Consider the following 2523-nt stretch of genomic DNA (forward strand, 5'->3'; position numbering starts at 1 on the left):
CCTTCGTCGTCGACGTGGCCGCGTCGGGACCGGTGACGCTCACCGACCACGACGCGCACCTGTGGACCAGGCTCACCGGAGAACCCCCGGTCAGCGACGAGGTCCGCGAGATGCTCGGCCGCTATCAGCAGCGTCAGCGCGACCCCCACGACTGGTCGTCCTATTCGGCGGGCAACGGCGCGTAGAGGTCGATTCCGTGCCCGTCGGGGTCGGCGAGCGAGGCGTAGCGCTGACCCCAGAAGGCATCCCACGGTGGGAGTTCGCCGTGATGGCCGGCGTCGACGAGCTCGGCGTAGAGCTTGTCGACCTCGGCCGGATCGGCGCATCGGAACGCGAGACTGCTGCGGCCGGGACCGGTCGGCGGCTGCCAATCGGGCGCGAAGGAAGCGATCGTCGCCTCGGTGTCCAGTGCCAGCCGAAGGCCGCCGCCGATCACGGCCTCGGCATGGCCCTCTGCTTCGGCGCCGTCCGGGAAGACCAGTCCCAGCCTGCGGTAGAAGGCCACCGAAGCGGCCATATCGGAAACTACAACGGACACGACATCAAGCTGTGGAGTCATATTCGCAGCGTAAACACTCGATCGTGGGTGCGTCTTGAACGAATCGGACGTGTCAGCGGGCGGGTACCGGCAGCAGTTCGGCGATCAGATTGCCGATCAGGATCTGCAGGTGGTCGCGAATGCCGCGCACCACCTCGATGGGCTGACCCGCCGGATCCGACAGCACCCAGTCGCGATAGCTGATCCCCGGAAAATACGGGCACACCTCGCCGCATCCCATCGTTACCACCACATCCGAGAGCCCGACGACGTCGTCGGTGAGCGCGGCAGGCCGTGCGCCCGCGATATCGATCCCGATCTCGGCCATGGCCACCACCGCGGCGGGGTTCAGCGCGGCGGCCGGTTCGCTGCCCGCGGTGCGCACCTCGATCCGGTCACCGGCCATGGCGCGCAGGAGACCCGCCGCCATCTGTGATCGGCCCGCGTTGTGGACGCAGACGAACAACACGCTGGGAGTGTGGGCCATGGTCGCCCTTTCGGCGCAGGGGCGAAGTGCTTGTGGCGCTTCGGATATCACCCGTCATCATTCCATCAGCGCGCTGCGGCGGGGGTGGGTGTGGACGAACCGGCGACCAGGTTGTCCGAGCAGTGTCCGCGCGGCGAGGACGTCAGTCGAGTGAGCCCAGTACCCGGTGCACGTAGTCGTTGGCGAATACACCGGTGGGGTCGAAGCGGCGTCGCACCGCGGTGAACCGGTCCCAGTCGGGGTAGCGCGAGCGCAGTGTCTCGGCGGTCTGGAAGTGGCGTTTGCCCCAGTGTGGCCTGCCGTCGTAGGCGTCGAAGACCGCCTCGCACGCGCGGAAGTACGGTTCCCACACCATGCCCTGATACTGGTGCACCGCGATGTAGCAGGTGTCGCGTCCGCCCGCGGGGGACAGGAAGGCGTCGTCGGGTGCGACCCAGCGCACCTCGATCGGCATCGGGGTGCCGAATTGCCTTCCCAGCGCGAGGATCTCGCGAATCGCCTCGGCCGCGTGCGCGCGCGGGATCGCGTATTCCATCTCGTTGAACTTCACCAGCCGCGGGGTGGAGAACACACGATAGGAACGGTCGACCTGCCTGTTGTTGCTCCCGGCGAGCGTGGCCGCGCGGTGAATCAGGGGGATGGCGGCGGGAATTCGCCGACCGAGCTTGCACATGCCGTCGTAGACGTGGTTGGCGATCAGGATGTCGTTGATCCACTCGCGCATCGTGCCGCGCGGTTGCTCCGGAGCCTGCGTGCGATCGATGGCCTTGGTCATCGCCGTGGCGCTGTGCGGGAACGCGAAGAACTCGAAATGATCACTGCCGTCGGCGAATTCGTCGATATCGGCGAGCACCTCGTCCAGCGGCACCGGCCGCTCGACGCACTCCAGCACGAACGACGGCTCGAGTTGCAGAGTGGCCGCGGTGACGACGCCGAGCGCGCCGACGCTGACCCGCGCCGCCTTCCAGCCGTCGGCGTCGGTCTGTTCGTTGAGCTCCACCCGGGTGCCGTCCGCGCGCAGCACCTCCACCGAGTGCAGTGCCGCCGAGATATTGCGCAGCCGGGCGCCGGTGCCGTGGGTGGCGGTGGCGGTCGCGCCCGCGAGGCTCTGTGTATCGATGTCGCCGAGATTGGGGAAGGCCAGGCCGTGCCCGTGCAGCAGCGGGCTCGCCGCGTGCAGTGAGATCCCGGCCTCCACCCGCACGCGTCCGGTGGCGGAGTCGACGTCGAGAACCTTGTCCAGACCGCTGAGGTCGATCAGCGTGCCGTCGGTGAGCACGGCGTCGGTGAACGAGTGTCCCGACCCGGCGACGCGCACGGTCCGCCCCGCGGCGGCCGATTCGGTCACGATCGCGGCCAGTTCCTCGACGTCGCGCGGCGCGGCGACGACGGCGGGTGTGCAGCTCTGCTGGCCTGCCCAGTTCACCCAGGTGCTCTTGGTCATGTGTCCAACAGTAGAGGATGCACTGTGACGCGCGCTACTGGATGGGCAGGTTTC

At 68.2% G+C, this 2523-nt stretch carries 3 protein-coding genes and 1 pseudogene; 1 reads left to right on the forward strand and 3 read right to left on the reverse strand.

Annotated elements, in window-relative coordinates; translation table 11 throughout:
• Positions 1–185, forward strand: a pseudogene (locus tag ACFWF3_RS31965) (hypothetical protein); the annotation flags it as partial.
• On the opposite strand, the gene ACFWF3_RS31970 reads toward ACFWF3_RS31965, so the two are convergent.
• From ACFWF3_RS31970 to ACFWF3_RS31980, 3 genes are all read right to left on the reverse strand, one after another.
• Positions 161–559 carry a VOC family protein gene (locus tag ACFWF3_RS31970; protein WP_378633010.1) on the reverse strand — a complete coding sequence of 133 codons (399 nt, stop codon included), beginning with the start codon at positions 557–559 and terminating at the stop codon, positions 161–163. The pseudogene ACFWF3_RS31965 and the gene ACFWF3_RS31970 sit on opposite strands and share 25 nt — an antisense overlap.
• Positions 560–611: 52 nt before the next feature.
• Positions 612–1025 (reverse strand): arsenate reductase ArsC, encoded by a 414-nt coding sequence (locus ACFWF3_RS31975; RefSeq protein WP_378991400.1) that lies wholly within the window; start codon positions 1023–1025, stop codon positions 612–614.
• A gap of 142 nt (positions 1026–1167) precedes the next feature.
• Positions 1168–2469, reverse strand: coding sequence for a D-arabinono-1,4-lactone oxidase (locus ACFWF3_RS31980; protein ID WP_379317526.1), 1302 nt, complete (start codon positions 2467–2469; stop codon positions 1168–1170).
• Positions 2470–2523: the final 54 nt, after the last annotated feature.

Source organism: Nocardia sp. NPDC060220 (genome assembly GCF_042727815.1).
Classification (GTDB): domain Bacteria; phylum Actinomycetota; class Actinomycetes; order Mycobacteriales; family Mycobacteriaceae; genus Nocardia.

Excerpts from the sequence above, each read along its gene's own strand:
- ACFWF3_RS31980 (WP_379317526.1), bottom strand. The coding sequence starts at position 2,469 with ATGACCAAGAGCACCTGGGTGAACTGGGCAGGCCAGCAGAGCTGCACA.
- ACFWF3_RS31970 (WP_378633010.1), bottom strand. The coding sequence starts at position 559 with ATGACTCCACAGCTTGATGTCGTGTCCGTTGTAGTTTCCGATATGGCC.
- ACFWF3_RS31975 (WP_378991400.1), bottom strand. The coding sequence starts at position 1,025 with ATGGCCCACACTCCCAGCGTGTTGTTCGTCTGCGTCCACAACGCGGGC.